Here is a 25,109-nt window from a genome sequence, read left to right as displayed (position 1 = left end):
ACTCCCCGCAACTTCACATAATTTCTCTCCATGCCAATTGACATTAAATTTCAGGGATGTTATAAAGTTAGTGTATAGCACTCACAGCGTGCGAGTGCTAATTATATAAACCTGCTACATATCGAAAGGAGATCTATCCGTGGAAAAGAAACAGTTTCAAGCCGAATCCAAGCGTCTTTTGGAAATGATGATCAATTCGATTTACACACAACGTGAGATCTTTCTAAGAGAGCTTATCTCCAACTCCAGCGATGCGATTGACAAAATTTACTACAAGGCACTTACAGACGACTCGCTCGTTTTTGACAAAGATAGCTACTTCATCAAAATTACAGCCGATAAAGACAATCGCATCTTAACGATTCGCGATACAGGTATCGGGATGACGAAAGAAGATCTTGAGAACAACTTGGGGATTATCGCGAAGAGCGGATCTCTTGCTTTCAAGAAAGAGAACGAAGCTAAAGACGGCCACAACATTATTGGCCAATTCGGGGTAGGCTTCTACTCCGCGTTCATGGTCGCTGATCATATCGCAGTAACGAGTAAAGCCCTTGGCAGCGACACAGCTTACAAATGGGAATCCGATGGCGCAGACGGGTACACGATTGCACCAGCCGAGAAGGATTCGATTGGTACGGAGATTGTTCTTTCAATTAAAGCGAATACCGAAGATGATAACTACGACGAATACTTGGACGAGTATCGCTTGAAAGCGATCATCAAGAAATATTCAGATTTCATCCGTTATCCTATTAAAATGGACATCACGGGCAAGCGACTCAAAGAAGGCAGCGAGAGCGAATTCGAGGACTATCAAGAAGAGCAGCATGTGAACAGCATGGTGCCGATCTGGCGCAAAAACAAAAGTGAACTTACTCCTGAAGATTACGAGAAGTTCTACCATGAGAAACACTACGGCTTCGACAAGCCGCTTAAGCATATTCATGTGAGTGCAGATGGCGCGGTCGTCTACCAAGCGATCCTCTTTATCCCTGAAAACATGCCTTATGACTACTATTCCAAAGAATACGAGAAAGGCCTTGAGCTTTACGCAAATGGCGTTCTCATTATGAATAAATGTGCAGACCTGCTTCCTGACTATTTCAGCTTCGTCAAAGGGATGGTTGATTCCGAAAGTTTGTCACTTAACATCTCCCGTGAAATGCTGCAGCACGATCGTCAGCTTAAATTAATTGCGAAGAATATCTCCAGCAAAATCAAAGGCTCACTTCAAAGCCTCCTGAAGGACGAGAGAGAGAAATACGAGCAATTCTACAAGTCCTTCGGCAGACAGCTTAAATTCGGTGTTTACAGCGACTACGGCACGCATAAAGAGCTGCTGCAGGATCTATTGATGTTCTCTTCCTCCAAGGAGAAACAGCTTGTTACGTTGGACGAGTATGTAGCTAGAATGCCAGAAGATCAGAAGTACATTTACTATGCTTCCGGTGAGTCGATGGAAAGAATCGATAAGCTTCCGCAAACGGAGCTTGTAACTGACAAAGGCTATGAGATTTTATACTTCACAGATGATATTGATGAGTTCGCAATCAAAATGATTATGACCTACAAAGAGAAGGAATTCAGATCGGTTTCAAGCGGGGATCTTGGTATTGATGTTGAGGATAACACCAACGATTCTGAGTCTGATAAAAAAGAAAATCAAGATCTATTCGACTACATGAATGGCTTATTGGCTGGTAAAGTGACAAGCGTTAAAGCATCCAAACGTTTGAGAAAGCATCCAGTATGCTTATCTACAGATGGTGATGTCACCATCGAAATGGAAAAAATCTTGAACGCAATGCCGAACAATCCGAACGTTAAGGCTGAGAAAGTATTAGAAATCAACGTAAATCATGACGTGTTCGCTTCCTTGAAAGATGCTTTTGAAAAGGATAAAGAGAAATTGAACCTGTATACAGCACTCTTGTACAATCAAGCTCTTCTTATCGAAGGTCTGCCGCTGCAGGATCCAGTTGAATTCACGAACGATATTTGTAAAATCATGGTGTAATCCCATGCATTAGGCACTGCAACTTCCATGTTGCGGTGCTTTTTTACATTTAGGAAGCATCCGAAGGAGCTGCTGGCTCATCTAGCACATAAGTGTGAATAGCCTCTGAACGATTATAGACATAAGCGAGTAAACGTGCTTGATCAAGACCAAGCGCCTCCGCTACCTTAACAATATCCAATTCATAAATAATTTTACTTGATTTTGGGCTATTGACGGACATATGCTTCAACCATCCTTCGAATTAATGTAATTAATAGCACGTTAAACCTAACCTGTGATATAGTTTTCATATAAGACGTTATCGGTATGATAAGGGCAAAACCGCTGAAAAGTGGTGACGCAAAGCTAAAGGGGCTAAATTGGCAATCCTGTCTAGTGTCCAATATGTCAGCCAGCTACCGCCTCCATCCGATAATGGCAGTTCGACAAAGGAGGAATCAGCTTCATGAATAAAATGGTAATTGACGGCAATATGAGCATAGACATAAAGCATTTAATCGATAACTTGCATCTCCCTGATGATGATATTTTGGACATGTTCTCCTTTTCATTCAGCGGCAACCTATTAACATCTGATGAAGCCATCCGATTTATTCATTTTCTTCGAAGTGAATTGGACAAACGCACTCAATAACCGAATTATGCCTTATCGCTTTCAAAAATACAGTCGGTTGATGTCATGAGAATATTTTTTTTTCAAAAGCTCATGAGGGCGCGTCGTTATTGACTTTTCTCTGATGAATCAACAAAAGACAGCGCACCTGCCGCTGTCTTTTGTTGATTTTTTGTCACATTTCGAAAAAAAACAAATCAATTCATGTCACCCTCTAATTTTCCCACAATGTATTTGTAAATGGTGACCTTCTGTTAGGCTACTTGACGACTTTAACGACCGCCACTTTAGTCATTAATACTGCACTCACTATTGGCGTCACTGTCAATTTAGAAACATTATCATTCACAGCCGCCTCCTCCTCCACCTCAACAACGAACAATCTGGTTATCACAACAACTATTCATACGAATTAGCTCAAAAGTGAATAAAGCCGCGTGGTCTCATGAAATCATTCATGAGACCACGCGGCTTTTACTGAGAAGCATACATGTGCTGCTTATTTGTCTCGGAGCAGCCCGACATCATGCTTTCCCAATATTTGCGTTAACTCCTTCAAAAACATGTTAATGTCCTTGAACTGCCTATATACAGAGGCGAAGCGAATGTAGGCCACTTCATCGACGGGGTACAATTGCTCCATCACAATTTCACCAATGCCAAGGCTATCTACTTCGGCATGTGCCGTCGTACGAAGCTGCATTTCAACTTCGGAGACAAGCATCTCTAGCCGCTCCATGGAAACAGGTCTTTTTTCACAAGCACGAATTAAGCCCCGTAAAATTTTCTCTCGACTAAATTCTTCCCGACTTCCATCTTTTTTAATCACAATTAAAGGTGTTTCTTCTACCATTTCGAAAGTTGTGAATCTTCGCGCGCATTTCTCGCATTCACGGCGCCGACGAATGGATTTATTCTCATTGGCAGACCTGGAATCAAGCACTTTCGTACCAGAATGGTCACAGAACGGGCATTTCATTCGCTTTCATCTCCTTTCTCACTTGGAAATATCATTACCATATGTTACATGTCTTGAAGTTTGGAGTTCTGCACACAATAGATTTACCAACCGACAAGGAGGTGAACAGACATGAGCTCAAGCAACACTTTAGTCGTTCCACAAGCTAATGCAGCCTTGGATCAGTTGAAGTACGAGGTAGCTCAGGAGCTAGGTATCGCTATCCCACAAGATGGCTACTATGGCAACATGACTTCTCGTGAAACTGGATCTATTGGTGGTAGCATTACTCGTCGCCTGGTGCAAATCGCAGAACAATCTCTAGCAGGTCAATTCAAGTAATCTTGAAAAACACACGCTTTTGACTCTGCAAAACAGGAAGTATTGGACTTTGCGCTCCACTCGGAGCTAGTCCAATGCTTCTTTGTTTTGTCGGGCTAACTTAAGCATCTGCACCCTGCCATTGCTCCGAGTCCGTGTATAACTTCGTATACTTCTCATAGTAATAAAGAACTCGCTGTACATAATGACGGGTTTCACCAAATGGAATATCACGAATATTGTCTTCAGAACCGTCCCAAACGTTACCGTTTTTCCATTTATTCACATTACCTTGACCTGCATTATACGCTGCAATGGCATAGACTAAATTCCCATTATAATGCTTAATTAACCAATTTAGATACCATGACCCTAAATAAATATTAATATCGACTCGAAGCAAATCTTCTTGTGTATGAGGCCCTAGATTCGAGGATTCAACAATCCAATCAGCGGTATCAGGCATAAGCTGCATGAGCCCTAATGCCCCTTTGCTTGATTCTAAATGATATTTATAATTCGTTTCGACGCGAATAATGGCTGCAATTAGAAACGGGTCTATATTGTGTTTCGCCGCGCTTTGCTTAATCTCCTGCTGAAAGTAGATGGGATATAGCTTTCTACCTATAATTGCGCTATTCATGAAGAGAATCATGACAAATGCGATAAGCAGAAGAGCAAACATTCGTTTTTTCCGAAAGAACGTCATGCCAATCCCTTCCCTACCCAGAACAGCTCCACCCTCATGTTGGTTTCTTCCCAAGTTCCGCTATTATCAATCACGATATCAGCTAGCTTTCGTTTCTCCTCAATCGACATCTGTGCATCAAGTCGAAGCTGAGCATGCTCGGCTGACAAGCCATCCCGCTGCATCAGGCGCTCCAATTGCAAGTGACGCGGAATATAAACAACCATGATCTCATCAAACATCGAGACCAGATTCGATTCTATGAGTAAAGGAACATCAACCACCACCAGCTTGGTGGGGAAGTCCCGTTCATACAAAGTCATTTGTTCACGCATCTTTGCCCGAATAGGGGGATGCAACAAGCCATCTAGCTGCTTTCTAGCTTCAGGCGATCCAAAGATAATTTCACCAAGCTTCTTACGTTGCAGAGATCCATCGGGTCCAATCACAGCTTGTCCAAAATGCGCAGCAACCTGTTCGAGAACAGGGCTGCCAGGCTCGACGACATCACGAGCGATCTGATCGGCGTCGATTAAAAGTGCGCCACGGCTAACGAGCATGCGGCTAACCGTACTTTTTCCACAAGCAATACCTCCAGTTAAGCCGATATTCATAAGCGATTCTCTCCTAAAGGTTCATTGTTAGTGAACTATAGCATTTTCAAAAGTCCCATGACAATAAGTACACAGCCTGGGAGAATAGACAGTTTCTTCATCCAGTTCATTTCTGCATATCGGAAACCAATCCGCAAGCCGACTGCAAGTAAGGACCCGCTTGAAATTGAAATGACTGAAGCCGTTAATAACGGCACGAAGCCAATAAGCGCAGCACCGATTCCCGCTCCGAAGGCATCCAAAGATAGCGCTAATCCGAGCAAAGTAGCCTCAGAGGCTGAAATATTGCCTGATTTATCTACGTCAGCTATGGAAGGCGTTCGTAAAATTTGAATCACTAGCCCAAAACGTTTCAGCTCAATACTGAGAATCTCTTTGGTCCGCTGTAACGTATCGAACGTCACCGGCTCCACGTAACCAGAGTTGCGAATCTCTCCATAAGGCATGCTGCTAACCATCGCTTGATCTGCCGTAGCAGCTACTTGCTCTTGTTGCGTTTGGTTTTTCTGCCCTTGTCTCATTTGAACAAGAGCCCAAACGCCAATACCGATTAAAATGAGCGCCCCTATCCGCTTAGCAAACCCAGGGGACATGAAGGAAGACATCAAAACGCCGATCTGCATCGAAGTAAAAATAATGATACCAGACCAAAGCGATATAATTCCAATTGAGATAAGGGGTATTCGTATTTTTCGTAACCCATACATCACACCAACACCGAAACCGTCCAAAGAAACTGCAAATGCCAAAATGAGCAGAGATATGACAGGAAGCATACAAACCCTCCTAAGCGTTTTACCCAAATAACAAGCCTCATGGGCTGTTACCTAGGCTAAGTACTCCATATCATATGGGGAGGGTGCGCTTCTCGTGCCTATTTCTCAGACTTCTTTCGCGACCGCTTGGGCTTCAAAGGTTGACAAGTGAGACATATGTGTGTCCCTCTGCCTCCCACGACGGTTTTCACAATCTCCTGGCCGCACGTTTTGCATGGCTGTGATTGTCTGCCATAAATGTTTAATTGGTGCTGGAAAAGGCCGATTTCGCCTTGTCCATTCACATAGGATTTAATGGATGATCCGCCTACCTCAACGGATTCTTGGAGGGTACGAATAATCGCCTCATGCAACAAGGCTAACTCCTTCTTACTCAGTGAGGAGGCTTCCCGTTCGGGATGGATCCCCGCCAAGAAGAGGGACTCGTCTACATAAATATTCCCGATGCCCACGATATATGCTTGATTGAGCAGCAACGGCTTGATCTTCGTAGCTCGATGACCAATCACCCCGCGAAATGCTTCAAGGGTGAACGCGTCATCGAGCGGCTCGAGTCCGAGCTTCACCAATGGTGGCTGCGTAAGCTCATCACCCTTCGGAAACAGGTGCATCGTGCCGAATTGCCGCACATCTTTGTACCGCAGCTCACTTTCATCTGTAAAACGGAACAAAACATGTGTATGCGGCTCTATCGGATCATCGCCTGCGTACAAGCCATAGCGACCTTCCATACGCAAATGGGAGACCATTACATAATCCGTAAGCACGAAGCGAAGAAACTTTCCTCTTCGTTCAATGGTTTCAATGGTTTGTCCTTGCAGCAGCGTTTCAAACTGCTGAATATCATCCGGCTTTTGGATAATACGAGGCAGTCTAACCTCAACATAGGCGATCGTTTTCCCTGTAATTAACTCATTCAGTGTTCGTTTGACGGTTTCGACCTCGGGTAGCTCAGGCAAGGTGCTCACCTCCTTCTAGGTGTTGGGAGCTGCAGTTCATGCCGCTAGACCAAATTGTTACTTCGCATCATACCAAGTTAGACCGAAATCAACATCTGCACGTAAAGGAACGTCCAGCTTCAGCGCAGCTGCCATGACTTCAGGCACAAGCCCCTTCATCGTTTCCAGCTCATCAGCTGGCACTTCAAAGACAAGCTCATCGTGTACTTGAAGCAGCATGCGGCTCTTCAGCCCTTCTTTCGACAAGCGATCAGCCATTTGAACCATGGCAAGCTTGATGATATCTGCCGCTGTCCCTTGGATTGGCGTATTCATGGCAGTGCGTTCTGCGAATGAACGTATATTAAAGTTCGAATGTGTAATTTCAGGCAATAAGCGTCTACGCTGAAGCAAAGTGGTTACATATCCGTCACGACGAGCATCCTTGACGATTTCATCCATATATCGGCGAACCCCTTGGAATACCGCGAAATACTGTTCAATGAACTGAGCGGCTTCCCGACGGGTAATATCTAAGTTCTGTGACAGGCCGTAGTCGCTGATTCCGTATACGATTCCGAAGTTAACGGCTTTCGCTTGACGGCGCATATTGCTGTCAACGGCGCTTTCTTCCACACCGAAGACGTCCATCGCTGTCTTTGTGTGAATGTCCATATTCTGAAGGAATGCTTCCTTCAGCTTCTCATCTTGCGAGATGTGCGCTAGCACGCGCAGCTCGATCTGAGAGTAATCCGCAGCAAGAATGTACCATCCAGGCTCGGATGGAACGAAAACTTTACGGATCTTGCGGCCTTCCTCCAGACGAATCGGAATGTTCTGGAGGTTCGGGAACTGGCTGCTGAGTCGTCCTGTCGCGGCAATCGTCTGCCGGTAATAGGTGTGCACCTTACCAGTCTCTGGCCGCACCTCTTTGAGCAGCCCCTCGACGTACGTCGACTGCAGCTTCGCTAGCGAGCGGTAGTGCAGGATCTGCCCGACAACTTCGTTGTAGGGCGCAAGACGTTCCAGCACCTCGGCATCCGTCGAGTAGCCGGTCTTGGTCTTCTTCGAAGCTGGCAGCCCCAGCTTCTCGAACAGAACCTCACCGAGCTGCTTCGGTGAGTTGATGTTGAACTCGACGCCGGCGAGCTTGTAAATGCTGGACATGATCGTGTCCAGCTGCTTACCAAGCTCCACGCCGAGCGTTTTGAGCCCCTCGGCATCCACCGCGATGCCGCGCATCTCCATCTCCGCCAGAACGCCGGAGAGTGGCAGTTCAAGCTCGTAGAAGAGTTGATGCATCTCACTCTTCTCTAATTCATCGCGCAGCACGGGCACCATGCGCGCCATCGCCATCGCTTTGCGACCCACGTGGTCGCTAAGCGCAGCGAGTTCCGGCAGGCGAAACTTCGCGCCTTTGCCGAACACATCCTCGTCTGCCTTCACAGATGGCAGACCGTACTTCACCGACAGGCCGCTCAAGCTGAGATTCGACTCCGTCGGATCAAGGAGGTAAGCGGCCAGCAGCACGTCGAAATCCACCCCTGCTAAGTGGATGCCCTGCCAAGCCAGCGCCAGCTGCGCGCGGTGCAGGTCGAAGAGCTGCTTCTTCTTGGAAGCATCGCTGAGCCAATCGCGAAGCGGCTTGCCTGCGTCGCTTTGCAGCAGGGCAAACGGCACATAATACGAAGTGTTGGCAGCACCATCATCGATAAACCACACAACCCCAACCATCACAGCTTGATGTGGATTCTCACCAACCGCTTCCACATGGATCGCGGCATGGTCGTCCAATTTGGCAACCAACTCACCCATATTAGCTTCTGTAACTGCAACGGCTTCCAGACTCTCCACGACGAGATCTTCAGCTTCTACGCTGACTGAACCGAAATCCATCTTCTCCAGCAGCGACTTGAACTCCAGCTTGCGAAACATACTGGATAAAGCTTGTCCATCGAAGCCATCATAACGGAACGATTCCCAAGCTGTTTCCATCGGGACTTCACGGTAAATAGTGGCCAGCTCTTTGCTCATGAGGGCACTCTTGGCATGCTCTTCCACTTTCTCTTTCATTTTGCCTTTCAGACTTGCTGTGTTTGCCAACACTTCTTCGACGGTGCCAAAGTCATGCAGCATTTTAAGAGCCGTCTTCTCACCAACGCCGGGAATACCCGGAATATTATCGGACGTATCGCCCATGAGACCTTTCAAATCAATGATTTGATTCGGCGTAAGCCCGTATTTCTCTTTAATGGCTTTAGGATCGAAGCGATCCATCTCGCTGATTCCCTTGCGGGTAATCGCAACCGTCACTTGCTCAGAGGCAAGTTGGAGCATATCTTTATCACCAGACACGAGGAGAACTTTCTCCCCTCTCGCATCCGCTTCTTTCGTCAACGTTCCGATAATATCATCCGCTTCATAGCCAGATAGCTCGAATTGCGGGATTTTGAAAGCCTTCAGCAATTCTTTAATCAAAGGAAATTGTTCTGAAAGCTCTGTCGGCGTTTTCGCACGACCACCTTTATACTCGGTATATTCTTTATGTCGGAACGTAATTTTCCCCGCATCAAATGCAACAAGAAAATGGGTTGGCTTCTCTTCTTCAATCAATTTCAGCAGCATGGTCGTAAATCCATATACCGCATTGGTATGTAAACCGCTTGAATTACTCAGCAAAGGTAACGCATAGAAGGCACGAAACGCGATTGAGTTCCCATCAATAATAATAAGCTTATCCATAAGTTCCACCCCAATTTTAAACATACTTCCTTCATCATAGCATACGAAATTAAAATAAAAAAACGGTTCCCTACATAAACATGTAAGGAGCCGAAATTTTACAAGTTAGGACGGTCAGGTCTTCAGAAGGAGGTTCTCCGTATGAGTCCTTTTTTCTCACCCACACGTAAAAAGGTTATATTTTTTGATATGAATAACACGATCCTTGATCGCAGACAATGCTTCGACTCCGCTTTTCTTGAAGTTATGCAGGATTTCACGGCACGGTGGGAAACAGAGGATTCGAAACTGACCGCGCAAGAGGCACTGCTTAGCTATAAGTCCGAGTGGAGCCGCCATCGCAAAACGCCTATCCGAAGCCCTATCTCGCCAGACGAGTTGCGGCATATTTGTTTAATCAAAGCACTCCATCCTTTTCCGATGCAAGTGAGTACGGCGTTTACGCGATCCTTTTTCAATCAAATCGAAGAGAAAGAGGACAATTTCGTTGCTTTATTTCCAGGGGTAGAAGACACACTAGAGCTGCTGGCACGTCAATATAAGCTGGCGATTATCAGTAATGGAAATCGAAATCGACTACAACGTAATTTGGAGAAAATGAAGCTGACCTCCTGGTTCGACCAAGAGCGTTTATTTACAACGGAGAATGATGGACCACGGAAGCCGCATCCCGCGATTTTTGAGCAAGCCCTGAAATCGATGAATACGGCTGCAGGCCAGAGTGTGATGGTGGGGAATTCATGGCGTAATGATGTGGTAGGTGCGGCTTCTACTGGGATGGATGCGGTCTGGATTCACCCAGCCAATATTAAGAAAATCTCTGAGAGGCGGATTGGGAAGCAGAAAGTGATCATCGTTCGTTCATTTAAACAATTAATCTATACGTTCTGAAAATCTTCACAGCATTCGTTAGCCAATCGTTTGAAAACAATAAATACTGCCTTGATGCGCCTTCGCTTTCTTTTTGAGTTGAGCCGCTGTTTGAGAAATATAATCTAGTGAAATAGGGGACTCACAGCTGCAGATGACTAAAGATAAGGACACCGTGACCCCTTCGCTTTTCACTTGCTGGCCCCCCCGATCCACCACATACTCCCAGTCTTCGCCTTCATAGAACATACGGACACCGGTTTCGAAGCGATTGATGATTTCCTGACACAAGAGTTTCGGTGATAACGAGGTGGATATCGCAATAAAATCATCACCGCCAACATGACCGACAAAATCGCTTGGTGTTCCATAGAAAGCGATGGCTTGCTGCATTAAATCCGCCATATACTGAATTAATTGATCCCCTTTTTGAAAACCAAATCGATCATTGTACCATTTAAAATAATCCAAATCCGCATAGATCACATGAAATGGCACTCTCGCCGTTATTCGTTTGTTCAATTCCCGATTAATTTGCAAATTCCCTGGAAGGCCTGTTAGTGGATTCGCGACGCGAGCTGATTCCATTTTCACATTCGTAATACTCTCTAATATCGTTCGTATGGATGCTGAACCTGCCATTTTCCCCTGACTAGTAATGATGACAAGGTCGTATAAATGATGAATCGCACGTGAAGTTGCCAACTGGGACACTTGCTCCACAGGCGTTAACTCGTCTACGATTAAGGGAGAAGCATCCATCACACTATCAATCGTGCGATTCCAGTACAGGGAGTACGCATATTGACCAGCCAAATGCTGGAATAAGCGATCTCTCATCACAAGACCGCGCGGCTCATCGTCATGAACAATGACAACCCCGACTGCCTCTTGATTTTTTTTGAAAAACTCCGCAATTTCAGAAATTTGCACTTTCGTATGGAACACACCAACAGGTGTTTTCAGCTCGCCAATATGCCAAGTCATAGTGCCTCCTTGTACGTTGCGATGCTGCCAAATGGTCATTTTATGCGTGTCTTGAACAGTCGCAATGGATGTAGAAGGTCTTCCGAGTAAAAAGCCTTGCGCATAATGCACACCCATTTGAGTTAATTTGGCTAGCTCCTCTACTTGTTCAATTCCCTCAGCGATCAACGAAATGTTCATTTTCTGAGCAAAGGTGACGAAGGTTTCGAGAATATAAGCTTTCACTTTATTCAAATGAATATTTTCAATCAATGAACGATCGATTTTAATAAAATCAGGCTGAAGCTCCGCAATCGCTTGGAGTGAAGAATATCCTGCCCCCGCGTCATCAATCGCAATGCGATAACCCTGTGTCCGATAATGAGCTAAAATTTTCTTTGCCAAAGTGAAGTCCTCGATCGAACTTCTTTCCGTAATTTCGAATACGACATTGCTCGGACGAAGTCCATACTGCTGTAGAATCTCAAGCGTCTTACCTGGAATAAAGCCAGGATCCTCTAAAACGTGTGACGAGATGTTAATAAATAATAATTGCTGTCCGTGTTCCAAAATGGAACCTTGTATCGCCTTCTCACGTGCTAGCCGCTCTAGACGATATAGCTCACCTTGCTGCTCCGCATACTGAAACATCGCGAGCGGCGAATGGAAAGGGCCGTCCACCGGACCGCGAGTTAACGCTTCATACCCCATCACTTGTCCATCTTGCAAGGATACAATTGGTTGATAAACGGAAGAAATACGTTGTTCTTCTATCAACTTATGAAACTCTATCGCGACTTCTGACTGAGTAAGCATGTCCATCATCCTCATCTATTTCTGCATCTATCCCAAGTCTAGCAAATCAAATGATAGGTAAGATTAACCATATGTAAAATGTATGTAAAGACTTTAAGAAAAAAAGAGGGAATTACACTTTTTCCTCGAAAAGGTGAGATATGGATTGTAGGTGCGTATAGCAGATCTCGTGCGGAAAGGACACCCGATGGAACAACAAGTAAAAATCTTGGCGGTAGATGATCGCTATGAAAACTTGCTGGCTCTGAATAGCATTCTGGCCTCTTCTTCCTATGACGTTATTTCATTACAATCAGGGGAGGAAGCACTCCGCTATTTATTAAAAGAACCTGCTGACCATATTGCAGTTATTTTGATGGATGTGCAGATGCCAGGGCTTAGCGGTTTTGAAACCGTTGAATTAATAAAGCAACGGAAAGCCTGTCAAGATATCCCGATTATTTTCTTAACCGCCTTGAGTACCTCGATTGAGCATGTGTTGCGAGGCTATCATGTGGGTTCGATTGATTACTTATTTAAACCTGTACATCCCAAAATGCTGCGCATGAAGGTGGATGGTTTCGTTAATATGCATCTGAACCATCAGAAGCTGAAAGCTCAAAGCGAGCTTTTACATAAACGTACATTAGATCTTGAAGAAACGAATCGCAAGCTTGCAGAAGCTGAGGGGAAGTTAATAGAGCAAAACTTACTTCTCGAGAATTGGGTCGAAGAGCGTACATCTGAGCTGGTTGATGCCCATGAGAAGCTTATGAACTCCCAAGAACATTTCAAAAAAATGTTCATCCTATCGCCTTCCTTAATGGCCATTCGCCGACTACCTGATCTTACCTTTCTGGATGTTAATGAAAGCTGGAAGCAGCATACAGGCTATGGAGACGAGGTTATTGGCACAGCCTTGAATCTATTCCGTGACGATCTTAATAATTTAACTAAATATGGCGATATTGTCCGGAATGAGAAAGTTCGTTATGTTACCAAATCTGGCGACATTCGGACTGCGCTCCTATCCACAGAGATCATCGATATCGAGGATGAAAATTGCTTGCTCCATGTCGCAGTTGATATTACGGAAAGTCTTCGATTTGAAACCGAAATGGCACGCCTTGCTCAGTTAAACCTAGTCGGTGAAATGGCCGCGGGTATCGCACATGAAATTCGGAATCCGATGACGACGATTCGTGGCTTCCTTCAACTCTTTCAAGAAAATGATCGCCATATGCAAAAGGAATATATCCCCATCATGTTGGAAGAATTGGACAGGGCCAACGACATTATAACGGAATATCTTTCTCTTGCGAAAAATAAGCAATCCTATCAACGTCCTGAGAATATTAACCGTATCATTGAAAGCTTATTGCCTCTGATTCAAGCAGAAGCGGTCATGTCAGGCAAACATGTGAATGGTCAATTCGGCTATTGTCCGGAGATTCAGCTTGACGACAAAGAAATGCGGCAGCTTATTCTGAACATGTGCATGAATGGTCTTGAAGCCATGAGTATAGGTGGAACGCTAACTATCGAAACCTATCAGGAATCTGAACATGTTGTTCTCTTGATTGCTGACCAAGGCAGTGGCATTAAGACAGAGCATTTGGAGAAGCTAGGCCGCCCCTTCTTCACGACGAAGGATGAAGGAACTGGACTCGGTTTAGCTATCTGCTATAGTATTGCTGCCAGACATCACGCTACGATTGAAGTGAGCTCCAGTCCAAATGGTACTACCTTCTTCATTCGCTTCCCGCTTCATTCCAAATGATAAAAGGGCCATCTCCGAGAGTAGATAATCTACTCTTGGAGATGGCCCTTCTCTATGTCGCTTATACGTTCAGATCTTTCCGTTTCCCCGTTACCATGTAGATGACACCTTCGCCGATATTCGTGGTATGATCTGCCACACGCTCCAAGAAGTGCGCAACAAACAACAGATGGGTCAATTGACGATTCCGATGATAATCGGTACCCATCATCCCCATCAGCTCCTGCATCACCGTACTGTACAGCTTATCTACACGGTCATCCTTCTCGGCCAGCGATGCCGCCCTATGTACATCGCGTTCCGTATAGGATAGAAGGCTCTCATGCAACATTTCGATAGCAATTTCCGCCATTTGCGGAATGACTTCTAGCGGCTTCACCAGCTCTTCACCTGCAAATCGAATCGTGATCTTCGCGATATCGACAGCATGATCTGCAATACGTTCCAAGTCCGTGGCAATCTTCAACGCCGTTCCAATAATTCGCAGATCACTAGCCATGGGTTGTTGAAGAGCAATTAATCGTAAACATAGTTCATCAATGGTCGTTAAATAATCATCAATAAGATCATCCTTCTGGATGACTTGCTGAGCGGCCTTCTCATCCAGCTTGGCAAGGGACTCTACGGAGGTGTAAATTAAATCCTCCACACTCTCTCCCATTTGCTGTAATTCCTTCTGCAGTAGTGCCAACGACTGATGAAACCCTGGTCTTGCATCCATGTGTATCTCTCCCTTTATGTGTTTTAACCGAAACGTCCGGTAATGTAATCTTCTGTACGTTGATCATTCGGATTCGTGAAGATCTTATCGGTTTGGTCGGTTTCGACTAAATAACCGTTCAGGAAGAAAGAGGTTTTATCTGAGATTCTCGCTGCTTGTTGCATGTTGTGGGTCACGATGATGATCGTATATTTCTCTTTTAACGTTTGTGTTAATTCTTCTACTTTCAATGTTGAAATAGGATCCAAAGCCGATGTTGGCTCATCCATCAGCAATACATCTGGTTCGACAGCGAGTAATCGTGCGATACATAAACGTTGCTGTTGTCCCCCGGATAATCCCATCGCAGACTTATTCAGTCGATCCTTGACTTCTTCCCAAAGCGCAGCTTGTACGAGACTTCTTTCTACAATTTCATCTAACACAGCTTTCTTCTTGATACCGTGAATTCTTGGGCCATAAGCGATGTTATCATAGATACTCATTGGGAATGGATTTGGACGTTGAAATACCATACCCACACGTTTACGCAGCGACACGACATCGGAATCCGAGCCATAAATATTGTGTCCGTCCACGGCTACATTCCCTGTGATCCGCACATTGTCAATAAGATCATTCATTCGATTCAACGTACGAAGAAACGTGGATTTCCCACAACCCGATGGTCCGATCAACGCGGCGATAGATCCTGTTTCAATATTCAAATCAATATCGTGAAGTGCTTGGTTTTCGCCATAAAACAAATTCAATTTCTCTGCTTTAATTTTGTACTTTGTCGCGATAGCCATATGTTATTTCCCCCCGGAAAGTCTTTTTTGTAAGATTCGACTTGGTATCGAAACCAGCAGATTGAAGATCAGAACCACGATTAAGAGTAAAGCAGCACTGCCCTTGGCAATCTCTTTCGCATCAGGAACAAGTGATTCTGCACCGATGTACCAGAGATGAACGGAGAGCGTCTCACCCATTTTGAGTGGATTGAAATCTGGGAAAAAGCGCGATACGGACAAGCCAGCTGTGTAAATGAGAATCGCGGATTCCCCAAGCGCCCGTCCGGCGATTAACGTAATACCTGTAATCAAGCTTGGTAAAGCTGCTGGAATGAGCACCTTACGAATAGCCTGCCATTTCGTTGAGCCTAGCGCCAAGCTAGCCTCCCAATAGGAGTCAGGCACTGTCCGAATGGCTTCCTCTGTCACCCGAACCATGACGGGTAAATTCAGCAAGGCTACAGTGGCCGCGCCACCAATCAATGAAAATTTGAGTCCTAGCAAGTTAGCGAATAGAAGAAATCCGAAAAGACCAAATACGATAGATGGTACGGAAGATAGTGCCTCTACGGAAATACGGACGAGATCAGTGAACCAATTCTTTTGCGCATAAATGGCTAAGTAAATACCTGAAAATAAACCGATTGGAATCGAAATCACAAGTGACAGGAACAGCACGTAGAACGAGTTAAAAAGCTGAGGTCCTACGCCACCGCCGGCTTTAATTTCTTCGGGCTTACCGAAGATAAAATGCCAGGATAAATGCGGGATGCCATCCCCTAGTATGCGAACGAGAAACCATGCCAGAATCCCGATAATGACGATGCCTGATGTCCAGAAATAAATGGTTGCGATGCGATCTGTTGATTTACTTGTCATTTGAGTTCACTCCTCTTGGCTACAATACGAATGATGAGAATGAGGGATAAGGAGATGACAAGTAAAAGCAAAGCCATCAAATAGAGCGCGTTATTCCACGTTGAGCCGTAATTTGTATTCCCCATATCTTTAACGATGGCTGTGGTTAGTACTGTCGTTGAATCAAGAAGCGATTTGGGCATTTGCGGTGAGTTCCCGATGACCATGAATACGGCCATCGTTTCGCCAATCGCGCGGCCCATCCCAAGGATGATCGCTGTTAGAATACCAGGTCTCGCTGCTGGTAGGAGTACACGCCACATCGTTTGCCACCGTGTTGCTCCCAGTGCCAATGAGGCTTCTTCCAAACGGCCCGGAAGCGAGCGAATCGCATCTTCGGAAATGGACAGAATAGTAGGTAGAATCATAATGGCTAGAATGATTGCTGCTGGCAAAATGCCATACCCGATGCCACCTGTTATTTTACCTAACGCTGGTACAATGACGGTCATCCCGATCAATCCATAAACAACTGAAGGAATCCCAACGAATAGATCCGTGGCAGGACGCATGATCTCACGCATCCATTTTGGTGCTATTTTAGCCATAAACAAAGCACCTGATAAGGCGAGCGGAACGGAAATGACGACCGCAACTAGTGTCATGAGCAACGTGCTGTAAAGAAACGGAAATGCGCCGAATTTATTTTGACCAGGTGTCCAATCGGTAGAAAAGAAAAATTCGAGAGGACTCACACCTTGAAAGGTTTTGATTCCCTGCATACCTACGAAAATGATGATTGAGAATATAATTGCAGAAACTAGAGCAGCACTGCCAACAAACACCCACCTCATCATTCTATCTTGCCGATGCTGATTTTGAGTCCATTTGGTGACGACTGGGCGACTTGCATCTGATTTCACATTGCTGGTAAGTTGATCTACTATGGAATTCACTGGGTGATTCCCCTTTCTCTACAATACACAAGACTTACTATTATCATAGAATACGAATGTCATTGGATCGTAAATGAATTGTTAAGGGAATGTAAAAGTTTTGCGTGTATGCGCGATATTCCGCGTTTGCAGCGAGTATTCTCCCCACACACATACGCAGAAAAAGAGCGCTGCATGAATATGCAGACGCTCTGATGGGATATCTTATTTTTTCAACAAATCAGCTGGTAAGAACTTCAATTCGCGAACTTGCTTACCTTGGAATTCTTTTGTGGAAATGTAGTCGATGAATGCTTTAGCAGCACCTGTTGCTTCACCTTTTGTATACATGTGCTCAACACCGAACAATTTGTACGTACCGTTCTTGATGTTTTCTTCGGAGAAAGCTACGCCATCAAGTTTCAACGCTTTTACTGTGTCATCGATATACGGTGTGTCTACATAACCAATGGAACCGGATTGACCAACAACAGCTGTTTTCATTGCGCCACTGTTTTCTTGAGTGATACCGTCTTTTGTGAATTCTTTGCCATCCAAAATAATTTGTTTAACTAGTGTACGTGAACCTGAGCTATCTGGACGGTGAACAAGAACGATTTTCGCGTCATTGCCGCCTACTTCTTTCCAGTTCGTGATTTTACCAGTGTAGATGTCTGCTGCTTGTTGTTTCGTTACGTTATCCACTTTGACATCTTTGTTTACGATCAATGCAAAAGGTGCGATAGCTACTTGGTGATCCACAAGGCCTTTATCTTTATATTCAGCAGCAGGCTCTACGTCGGAGTTACCGATGTCGGATGTTCCGTCTGCTACGTTCTTAATTCCTGTACCTGAACCACCAGCAGTAACGTTAATAGTTACCTTCGGGTTCTTTTCCATAAATTCTGTTGCTGCTTGTTTAACCAATGGAAGAAGTGCGCTGGAACCAGAAGCTGTTACTGTCCCGCTCAATTCTGTTTTCGGTGCATCTGTCGGTTTAGCAGAAGCTGAAGCTGCAGTCGTTGCTGCTGTTGTTGCTGCTGCGTTGTTCGTCTCTGTTTTAGCGCCGCAACCAACCAAAGTCCCCATCATTAGTACCGCGGATAATGTAAATGTAATTCCTTTTCTCGACATGAAGTTAAACATAGTTAGCATGTCCTCCTTTGAATGTATGTGCTGGATTTGGTTATGTTCGATCCCCATCTACTTGTGTGTCGAACGACCTTACTTCCATATGGTAACAAGCGAATGTAAATTACAAACCCACGAAACGTTAACGTAATGTAAAACTTTTAATTTACAAATCGTTTACATAGTTCGACGCTTTAGTTAATAGAAGTCCCCTATATTAATAAGTAATTAGACGAAGAATGTCTAAGCTTGTCTATTTATAGGAGGAATACATATGATTAGATTGATGATGTCAAACTTCTCTATGCGTGCAAAATTAATCACAAGCTTCAGCGGTGTATTAGTAATTTTCTTAACCGTTGCTCTGTTTAATCTTCATCAGGTGACACAAATCAAGCAGCATATGATCGATCAGAACGATAAGGTAGATCTTAAAGTAATGGCCTTAGAGCTTAAGAATTTGGTTCAGGAGATGAACATCATTGCTTCTGGACTTGAAATCTCCAAGAAACCCGAATTTATTGAGAAATACAATAGTAAACGAAAACCTTACAATGATTCCATTAAGAAGATAGGCGATACCGCCAGTACTCCTGATCAACAAAAATGGCGAAGTCAGTTAATCCAAGCCTCGGTTGATTACATTAACAATTTCGATTCAGCAGCTAAAATGGTTCAGGACTCCAACATCAAGCCAACCGATCTTCAGATTAATTTGTTGTACTTATATAGTGAATCGCAAGAGTTGAAGGATAACATTTTTGGATTAGTCGATAAATTTTACATAACCTATGCAGACGGTGCTGCTGCTGCCATCGCTGACTCCTCCAAAGCACTCAATAATAGCCGTACGATCATGTTGGTTGCTTCCGCTGTTGTGTTCTTTCTTACTCTTGTTATCGCTTTTCTCATTATTACATCGTTCACGCGTCCGATTTCGGTTCTGCAAAAAGCCGTCGCTCGCATTGCCTCCGGGGATTTAACCCACACCATTAATTCCTCTGCCAAAGATGAGCTAGGGCAATTGAGTAATAGCTTCGACCAAATGATTAAACAGGTTAGGCTCATGCTTGGCGCGACCAAGGGCATCGCTTCTTCCTTATCTGCCCATTCGCATGAATTTCATCGTTTCTCACAGCTGACGGCTTCGGCTAATTCAGATATCCTCAAAGCGATCCACGAGATTTCGACAGGCGCGGATGAACAAGCGTTGAAAACAGAGAGCAGCTCATTACTCATTGCCGAGCTTGAAGAAGAGATCCGCGATATCAGCGCGTATACCCATGAAATGAAACGCAGCAGTGACGAGGCAGCTATCGATACGCAGCAAGGTACTGCGTACGTGCAAGCGCTCAAAGCATCCACTGCGCAGTCGCAGCTCCTGCTGCACAAGGTTGACGCGGCGATGCAGACGCTCAGCGCCAGCTCTAAGCAGATCGGCGCCATCGTGCGCTCGATCATGGAAATTTCAACGCAGACGAATGTCCTTGCGTTGAATGCCGCGATTGAAGCGGCCAGAGCCGGCGTGCACGGCCGCGGCTTCTCCGTGATCGCGGACGAAGTGCGCGAGCTGTCCCTGCAAACGAACGGATCGTCGAAGACGATCAGCGGTATCATCGGGACGCTGCAAGGACAGATTCAGGAACTGCAGCTTTCACTAGGCGATGCGCGTGAATCTGCGCTAACGCAAAGCAGCCATGTGGAGGAAACCTTCGGCGCGTTCAATAGAATTGAACAATCGACGTTAGTCATCCGTGAGCAGATTGTGCAGATTCATCAGAAAATCGAGCAAGCCCAATCGAAAAACGATCATCTTGTTGATTCCGTCCAATTCGTTGCCGCTATTGCGCAAGAGACAGCTGCAGGTGTTGAAGAGGTGAACTCGACCAGTATCCAACAGGATGCGTCGATCCGCCGTATTGCCGAGGAGTCGGATGATATTCTTGAGCTGGCTCAGCAGCTTTTTGCAGAAATTAGCAAGTTTCAAATTGCGGAGGTTGTTAGTGTGGAGGAGCCAATAAAAATCCATCTGGCTGAAGGTCATATCGTGGAACAAATTGTGGAACAAATCGCAGCCATTGAACAGGAATTGAACGTAGAGCCCGTATTTGAACAGCCGCGTGACGTCCAGCAACAGAAGGAACGCAAGGACGAGGAGCAGCGTTTAGAAGAAAAGAAAGCATTGGTGGGGGTTAAGTAATACATAGAGCTCCCAACCGTTTCGAGACTGTGTTAGTCGGTTTCTCCGACTAACTTCCAACAAGCAAAAGAGCTAAGCGCATTTTAAGCCGCTTAGCTCTTTTCATTTTCGAAAATCATTTATTTCGCAATCTCATCCGTTGCTTTGATGTTGCGGAGGATGCTCACTTCGACTCGGCGATTCTTGGCCCGGCCATCGGTTGTCGCATTCTCAGCAATTGGGCGATACTCACCGTAACCAACTGAGGAATAAGACGCTGGCTGAATCTTGGTGTTAACGAGCAGCAATTTCATAAAATTTACAGCACGCTTGGCGCTTAAATCCCAATTCGTTTCAAAATCCGCTCGGTGAATCGGTATATTATCCGTATGTCCAGCCACTTCAACCTGATAGCCTGGGTATTGTCCCAGTAGATTCGACATCGATGTGGCTAGATTCTGGGACTCTTGCTTGATCGTCGCAGATCCCGAATCGAACAGTGCGCGATCGCTTATTGTGATCGTCAATTTTTCATTATCCAACTTGGTTGTCAGCTGTTCACTCATGTTATTCTCTTTAATGAAAGCATCCATACTTTTCTTTAGTTCTTCCAGATCCTTTTCTTCCTTCTGAAGCTTCGCAGCTAACTGACTCTCGATTTTATTCTCTTCTTTGGAAGGTGGATTCTGGTTCTTAAAATTATTTTTCGTCGAATTCGCAGCATCATCAATTGGAATTAAGTTCGACATGGCGAATGGCGCTTCGCCACCTGTGAAAGCATTATTTAACGATCGCATAATGGAATCATATTTCTTAGAGTCCAACTGACTAGAAGCAAACAGAATGATAAAAAGGGCAAGTAGTAAAGTTAATAAATCCGCATAGGGAATCAGCCAGGATTCATCGACATGTTCTTCATGATCCTCATGCTTCTTTTTTTTACTCACTGTCCGGATGCCCCCCCCTCCATGCTTTCTTCATAGGACTCACGATCTTTGTTAGCAACAAAAATCATCATCTTCTGCTTCACGGAATTGGCAGACACACCGGATTGGATGGAAAGTAAACCTTCTACGACCATCAGCTTAATTTCAACTTCTTTCTTGGATTTCTGCTTAAGTTTATTTGCAAAAGGGTGAAAAATAACATAGCCCAAGAAAATACCGAACATGGTAGCAACGAATGCCGCTGAAATCAAATGACCCAACTTCTCAACTTCACTCAAATTACCGAGTGCCGCGATAAGCCCTACTACGGCACCAAGTACCCCTAGTGTAGGCGCATATGTACCTGCTTGTGTAAAAATGCTTGCAAATTTCTTATGTCTCGTTTCCATCTCAGCAATATCTTCAAGAAGAACATCACGTACGAAGTCAGGGTCATTCCCATCAATAATCAGCCGCATACCGCTTTTCATAAAAGGATCCGAAAGCTCTTCAGCTTGCTTCTCCAAAGAAAGCAGCCCCTCACGACGCGTAATGCTAACCCAGTTAATGAACGTCTCGATCAATTCTTTTTTGGGCATTAGTTTCTGTTCCGTAAAAATAATTTTTAATAAGACCGGAATTTTCTTGATCTCTTCGAGTGAGAAGGCTATGAGCAGCGCTGAAGCTGTTCCACCGAAAATGATTAATGCGGCCGCAGGATTTAATAAGGCTGCTAGACTTGCCCCTTTTAATACCATCCCAAAGCCAATGGATACTGCAGCCAGCACAATACCAATAATTGATGATTTCTCCATCCTTCATGCACCTCTTCAAGTAATCGATTTATGAATTTCCAACTTGTTCAAGCAAGCTTTCGACAATAAGTGAGTCCTATATTCATAATAAGTTTAATTGTGCATTACCACAATCCTTTTTCATAAAAATATTAGGTCAAAAGGCCCATATGTTCATCATTTCGAACCAATTAGGTCGAATCCTGACGAAGAACACTACTCATTAAATTATGTGGAGCTGCATTGAATTCCTTCTTATTTCGCTCTCTTTCGGAATTCAACCAATGTGGTAAAATTGGTATGTCTTGGTATCCATTGTGGGAACGATAGGACATAATAACTTCAGCTAGCCAGTATAGGAGGAATGTTTGGAATGGAGAAAAGACCTTTTGGCCAGACGGGAGCACAATTCCCACTATTAAGCTTTGGCGCCCAGCGTATTGTAGATGAACATAATTGCACGGAGGAACAAGCGATTCAGATAGTGAATCGTGCAATCGATGAGGGAATTACTTACTTCGACACAGCGCCTAGCTATTCGAAAGGGCAATCGGAAGAACGGTTAGGTAAAGCACTAGCCCTGCATAATCGCAGGGACGAGGTATGGATTGCAACCAAGACCAATGACCGAACGCGAGACGGTTCCTTGCGACTTCTCGAAGACAGCTTGAAGCGACTGCAGACGGATCATGTCGAGGAATGGCGTCTACATAACATTATGAAAATGGAAGAGCTCGATCAGTGTTTGGCCAAAGGAGGCGCACTCGAAGCTTTACTTGAAGCGAAGGAACAAGGCATGATTAAGCATATCTCAATCAGTGGTCATACGAATCCTCAGGTCCAACTCGAAGCGATTGACCGCTTTCCATTCGATAGCGCACTTGTGGCACTATCTGCTGCCGATCACCTTGTTTATAGCTTCGCCCATGAGTTCCTTCCCAAGGCCAATGAAAAGGGAATCGCGGTCATCGGCATGAAAGTCATGGCGTTGGGCAAATTGGCTCCGTGGTATGAGAAAGCTTTGCGCTACACGCTATCTTTGCCAATCTCAACGGCCATCGTTGGTATGGAGTCTATGGAACAACTGGAGCAGAATCTTGCGATAGCGAAAAATTTCAAGCCAATGACCGATCTCGAGCAGCTTGATTTCCTGAAGGAAATTATGCATTTGGCGAATCCGGATGTGCTGAAGTGGAAATCGACGGATTGGGTTTCCGGCGAGTGGTATGAGCGGTAGCAACAGCGAAAGCCCGATAAGCTCAGGTGAGCCTATCGGGCTTTTTTAACTATCATGTCACCGAAGATTATTCTTTGGAGTCGAAGAAGAAATGCTCCACCTTCCATTGCTCCCCTAACTGGAGAATGCCATACGAGTAGCGTGGCTGTCTTCTTTTATCCGTAGGCGAACCTGGATTGAACATAATCATTCCTTGAACATTTTGTAGAAATGGGACGTGTGAGTGTCCAAAGATCACCATATCAGGCCGCTCAGCTTCGAACGCCTCACGTGCTCTTTCTTCAGTCGTTTTCCGGAAACCATCTCCATGGATAAGCCCTATGCGGAAGTTTCCGAAAGTTAGCAGTTTCTTTTTCCCGTATCGCTCCACAATGTCTTCACCATCATTATTACCAGCCACGGACTCACACGGCGCAATCTGCTCGACAAGATCGATGACATGCTCACTCACCCAATCACCTGCATGAATGATCAGATCGACACCCTGTAGCCCGGCTATAAGCGCATCGGGCAGCTTCGAGGCACGGTAGGATAAGTGCGTATCTGCTATAACACCTATTCGCATCAGCTTAACTCCTTCCAATATCAACAGTCATTAAACATATACTAGTCAGGAATAAGTAGGAATGCAAATAAGTGTTTGGGGCTCATGTGTCAATCATACAAACAGCCGCCTCACTTAACGTGGAACGGCTGAGAGCTTATATTATTAATCCAATTGACGCACTTGCACGCCTTTGTCTCGAATGCGATCTAGTGCTTCCTTGCTCGTGAGTCGATCAGTAATCACATGTTGAATCTCGGACCAACCCGCAACTTGTGTTAAAGCCTGTGTACCGAATTTGCTATGGTCAGCCAGCAGATAGGTTTCGTCTGCAATGCTGATCATTTTACGCTTAATCAACGCTTGCAGCTCATTCGATTCGCTGATGCCACGCTGTACGTGAACCCCTTTGCATGAAAGGAACAGCTTGTGCGCATGGTACATATCCAAGGACCGCTCCGATAATGGACCTACGTAGGATAAAGACTTCGGAGAAAGCAAGCCGCCAGTGGAAATGACTTGAATTTTCTCTTTGCCGCTTACCTCCAAGGCAACCTTCATCGAGTTAGTGATGATGGTAATCGCCATATCGGGAATCATTTTCGCCATATACCAAGCCGTGGTACTCGCATCAAGAATGATGCGGTCCCCCTCCCCAATATGTGAAACAGCTTCCTTCGCAATGCTATTCTTGAAATCCGCATGAGCCGTCTCCCGCTCCATGAAAGGAACTTCGGTCTGCGCTTCCTTCACGCTCACCGCACCGCCATGGCTGCGCATGAGCTTGCCTTCTGCTTCTAAGCGATCCAAGTCACGTCGAATGGTTTCTTCCGTGACCTGACATAGCTCACTTAACTCGGTCACACGGATGCTTCCTCTTTCATTAACTAATTGAACGATTCTCTGCCATCTTTCTGCTACCAGCAT

General features: G+C 45.0%; 25 protein-coding genes and 1 riboswitch. Of the genes, 7 read left to right on the top strand and 18 right to left on the bottom strand.

Going from position 1 to position 25,109, the window contains the following annotated elements:
• Window positions 1-139: 139 nt before the first annotated feature.
• A complete protein-coding gene (htpG, locus tag ACSQ8O_RS11790; RefSeq protein WP_436241717.1) occupies window positions 140-2,020 on the top strand; it encodes a molecular chaperone HtpG in 1,881 nt (626 codons plus the stop codon).
• 49 nt (window positions 2,021-2,069) lie between these two features.
• On the opposite strand, the gene ACSQ8O_RS11785 is transcribed toward htpG, so the two are convergent.
• Entirely contained in the window at window positions 2,070-2,243 is a 174-nt protein-coding gene (locus tag ACSQ8O_RS11785; RefSeq protein WP_436241716.1) for a hypothetical protein, read from the bottom strand.
• 84 nt (window positions 2,244-2,327) lie between these two features.
• Window positions 2,328-2,426, top strand: a riboswitch (cyclic di-GMP riboswitch).
• Window positions 2,427-2,468: 42 nt separating this feature from the next.
• On the opposite strand from ACSQ8O_RS11785, the gene ACSQ8O_RS11780 reads away from it, so the two are divergent.
• Entirely contained in the window at window positions 2,469-2,657 is a 189-nt protein-coding gene (locus ACSQ8O_RS11780; RefSeq protein ID WP_056616647.1) for a hypothetical protein, read from the top strand.
• A 238-nt stretch (window positions 2,658-2,895) separates the two neighbouring features.
• Here the strand turns inward: ACSQ8O_RS11780 and ACSQ8O_RS11775 are convergent, their stop codons facing one another.
• On the bottom strand, window positions 2,896-3,030 hold the full coding sequence (locus ACSQ8O_RS11775) for a hypothetical protein (protein WP_436241715.1): 135 nt from the start codon (window positions 3,028-3,030) through the stop codon (window positions 2,896-2,898).
• A 105-nt stretch (window positions 3,031-3,135) separates the two neighbouring features.
• On the bottom strand, window positions 3,136-3,615 hold the full coding sequence (gene nrdR, locus ACSQ8O_RS11770) for a transcriptional regulator NrdR (RefSeq protein WP_056616650.1): 480 nt from the start codon (window positions 3,613-3,615) through the stop codon (window positions 3,136-3,138).
• 111 nt (window positions 3,616-3,726) lie between these two features.
• Here nrdR and ACSQ8O_RS11765 point away from each other — a divergent pair, with 111 nt between their 5' ends.
• Window positions 3,727-3,936 carry an alpha/beta-type small acid-soluble spore protein gene (locus tag ACSQ8O_RS11765; RefSeq protein ID WP_056616653.1) on the top strand — a complete coding sequence of 70 codons (210 nt, stop codon included), beginning with the start codon at window positions 3,727-3,729 and terminating at the stop codon, window positions 3,934-3,936.
• Between the two features lie 100 nt (window positions 3,937-4,036).
• Here ACSQ8O_RS11765 and ACSQ8O_RS11760 read toward each other — a convergent pair whose 3' ends face one another.
• The 5 genes from ACSQ8O_RS11760 to polA all read right to left on the bottom strand — a co-directional run bounded on the left by ACSQ8O_RS11760 (window position 4,037) and on the right by polA (window position 9,673).
• The gene (locus ACSQ8O_RS11760; RefSeq protein ID WP_436241714.1) at window positions 4,037-4,678 is read right to left on the bottom strand and encodes a lytic transglycosylase domain-containing protein; all 642 of its coding nucleotides are present in this window, start codon (window positions 4,676-4,678) and stop codon (window positions 4,037-4,039) included.
• On the bottom strand, window positions 4,621-5,217 hold the full coding sequence (coaE, locus tag ACSQ8O_RS11755) for a dephospho-CoA kinase (RefSeq protein ID WP_436241713.1): 597 nt from the start codon (window positions 5,215-5,217) through the stop codon (window positions 4,621-4,623). Before coaE ends, ACSQ8O_RS11760 begins: the two co-directional genes overlap by 58 nt.
• A gap of 35 nt (window positions 5,218-5,252) precedes the next feature.
• On the bottom strand, window positions 5,253-5,993 hold the full coding sequence (locus ACSQ8O_RS11750) for an MntP/YtaF family protein (protein ID WP_436241712.1): 741 nt from the start codon (window positions 5,991-5,993) through the stop codon (window positions 5,253-5,255).
• A 98-nt stretch (window positions 5,994-6,091) separates the two neighbouring features.
• Window positions 6,092-6,952, bottom strand: a complete 861-nt coding sequence (gene mutM / locus ACSQ8O_RS11745) for a DNA-formamidopyrimidine glycosylase (RefSeq protein ID WP_436241711.1) — start codon at window positions 6,950-6,952, stop codon at window positions 6,092-6,094.
• 57 nt (window positions 6,953-7,009) lie between these two features.
• Complete coding sequence (gene polA / locus ACSQ8O_RS11740; protein ID WP_436241710.1) at window positions 7,010-9,673, bottom strand: DNA polymerase I; 2,664 nt, start codon at window positions 9,671-9,673, stop codon at window positions 7,010-7,012.
• 141 nt (window positions 9,674-9,814) lie between these two features.
• Here polA and ACSQ8O_RS11735 point away from each other — a divergent pair, with 141 nt between their 5' ends.
• Window positions 9,815-10,564, top strand: a complete 750-nt coding sequence (locus ACSQ8O_RS11735; RefSeq protein WP_236285902.1) for an HAD family hydrolase — start codon at window positions 9,815-9,817, stop codon at window positions 10,562-10,564.
• Window positions 10,565-10,582: 18 nt separating this feature from the next.
• On the opposite strand, the gene ACSQ8O_RS11730 is transcribed toward ACSQ8O_RS11735, so the two are convergent.
• Window positions 10,583-12,325, bottom strand: a complete 1,743-nt coding sequence (locus ACSQ8O_RS11730; protein ID WP_436241709.1) for a GGDEF domain-containing protein — start codon at window positions 12,323-12,325, stop codon at window positions 10,583-10,585.
• Window positions 12,326-12,476: 151 nt separating this feature from the next.
• On the opposite strand from ACSQ8O_RS11730, the gene ACSQ8O_RS11725 reads away from it, so the two are divergent.
• On the top strand, window positions 12,477-14,084 hold the full coding sequence (locus ACSQ8O_RS11725; protein ID WP_436241708.1) for a response regulator: 1,608 nt from the start codon (window positions 12,477-12,479) through the stop codon (window positions 14,082-14,084).
• A 61-nt stretch (window positions 14,085-14,145) separates the two neighbouring features.
• Here the strand turns inward: ACSQ8O_RS11725 and phoU are convergent, their stop codons facing one another.
• The 5 genes from phoU to ACSQ8O_RS11700 all read right to left on the bottom strand — a co-directional run bounded on the left by phoU (window position 14,146) and on the right by ACSQ8O_RS11700 (window position 18,517).
• Window positions 14,146-14,805, bottom strand: coding sequence for a phosphate signaling complex protein PhoU (phoU, locus tag ACSQ8O_RS11720; RefSeq protein WP_056616685.1), 660 nt, complete (start codon window positions 14,803-14,805; stop codon window positions 14,146-14,148).
• A 23-nt stretch (window positions 14,806-14,828) separates the two neighbouring features.
• On the bottom strand, window positions 14,829-15,596 hold the full coding sequence (gene pstB, locus ACSQ8O_RS11715; protein WP_056616688.1) for a phosphate ABC transporter ATP-binding protein PstB: 768 nt from the start codon (window positions 15,594-15,596) through the stop codon (window positions 14,829-14,831).
• Between the two features lie 3 nt (window positions 15,597-15,599).
• Window positions 15,600-16,457: a phosphate ABC transporter permease PstA gene (gene pstA / locus ACSQ8O_RS11710; protein WP_056616691.1), complete on the bottom strand. Its 858-nt coding sequence runs from the start codon at window positions 16,455-16,457 to the stop codon at window positions 15,600-15,602.
• The gene (pstC, locus tag ACSQ8O_RS11705) at window positions 16,454-17,392 is read right to left on the bottom strand and encodes a phosphate ABC transporter permease subunit PstC (protein WP_056616694.1); all 939 of its coding nucleotides are present in this window, start codon (window positions 17,390-17,392) and stop codon (window positions 16,454-16,456) included. The genes pstA and pstC overlap by 4 nt, the downstream gene beginning before the upstream one ends.
• A gap of 204 nt (window positions 17,393-17,596) precedes the next feature.
• Window positions 17,597-18,517, bottom strand: a complete 921-nt coding sequence (locus ACSQ8O_RS11700; protein WP_436241707.1) for a phosphate ABC transporter substrate-binding protein — start codon at window positions 18,515-18,517, stop codon at window positions 17,597-17,599.
• A 259-nt stretch (window positions 18,518-18,776) separates the two neighbouring features.
• Here ACSQ8O_RS11700 and ACSQ8O_RS11695 point away from each other — a divergent pair, with 259 nt between their 5' ends.
• Window positions 18,777-20,702 (top strand): methyl-accepting chemotaxis protein, encoded by a 1,926-nt coding sequence (locus ACSQ8O_RS11695; RefSeq protein ID WP_436241706.1) that lies wholly within the window; start codon window positions 18,777-18,779, stop codon window positions 20,700-20,702.
• Window positions 20,703-20,821: 119 nt separating this feature from the next.
• On the opposite strand, the gene motB is transcribed toward ACSQ8O_RS11695, so the two are convergent.
• Complete coding sequence (gene motB, locus ACSQ8O_RS11690; RefSeq protein ID WP_056616704.1) at window positions 20,822-21,628, bottom strand: flagellar motor protein MotB; 807 nt, start codon at window positions 21,626-21,628, stop codon at window positions 20,822-20,824.
• Window positions 21,625-22,422: a flagellar motor stator protein MotA gene (gene motA, locus ACSQ8O_RS11685; RefSeq protein ID WP_056616707.1), complete on the bottom strand. Its 798-nt coding sequence runs from the start codon at window positions 22,420-22,422 to the stop codon at window positions 21,625-21,627. Before motA ends, motB begins: the two co-directional genes overlap by 4 nt.
• A gap of 352 nt (window positions 22,423-22,774) precedes the next feature.
• Here motA and ACSQ8O_RS11680 point away from each other — a divergent pair, with 352 nt between their 5' ends.
• The gene (locus tag ACSQ8O_RS11680; RefSeq protein ID WP_236285910.1) at window positions 22,775-23,638 is read left to right on the top strand and encodes an aldo/keto reductase; all 864 of its coding nucleotides are present in this window, start codon (window positions 22,775-22,777) and stop codon (window positions 23,636-23,638) included.
• Window positions 23,639-23,705: 67 nt separating this feature from the next.
• On the opposite strand, the gene ACSQ8O_RS11675 is transcribed toward ACSQ8O_RS11680, so the two are convergent.
• A complete protein-coding gene (locus tag ACSQ8O_RS11675) occupies window positions 23,706-24,203 on the bottom strand; it encodes a metallophosphoesterase family protein (protein ID WP_436241705.1) in 498 nt (165 codons plus the stop codon).
• Window positions 24,204-24,347: 144 nt separating this feature from the next.
• Window positions 24,348-25,109, bottom strand: coding sequence for a DeoR/GlpR family DNA-binding transcription regulator (locus ACSQ8O_RS11670; protein WP_056616717.1), 762 nt, complete (start codon window positions 25,107-25,109; stop codon window positions 24,348-24,350).

Origin of the sequence: Paenibacillus sp. LjRoot56 (assembly GCF_964253335.1) — a bacterium.
GTDB classification, from domain to species: domain Bacteria; phylum Bacillota; class Bacilli; order Paenibacillales; family NBRC-103111; genus Paenibacillus_E; species Paenibacillus_E allorhizoplanae.
The sequence above is the reverse complement of the archived record's forward strand: the minus strand, read 5'-3'. Positions and strand labels throughout refer to the sequence as shown.